The following is a 302-nucleotide window of genomic DNA, read 5'->3' on the forward strand; positions in this document are numbered from 1 at the left end:
ATTTCGCACGATTCGCGGCCGAGCGCATTCTCCAGCACCGAAGCCAACTTCACTTCCTCCCAGCTCATGATCTCGCGACTATTTTCGGCCTGACGCCGCGTTTTCTTGAACTCGCGCGCCTGCCACGGTTTGATACGGAACGGCTCTTCCTTCTTTTTCTTGTCCTCTTCTGCCTTGTCATCATCGATTGACGGTTCTTCGATCTTGCGCACCGAGTTCTCGCGATAAGCCAGCATCATTTCGATCTCGGCAAACACGGTCGAGTCGCTGGAGAATTTGCCGTCCGAGAGCAGCGTCCACAC

Annotated in this window: 1 protein-coding gene; it reads right to left on the minus strand. The window is 55.0% G+C overall.

The window, feature by feature from the left end; genetic code table 11:
* The coding region (locus AC1RPX_RS07905) for a hypothetical protein (protein WP_481763348.1) at positions 1-302 on the minus strand (302 nt) is incomplete at both ends.

The organism is Dellaglioa sp. CoH-56-MRSF-14, assembly GCF_056782115.1.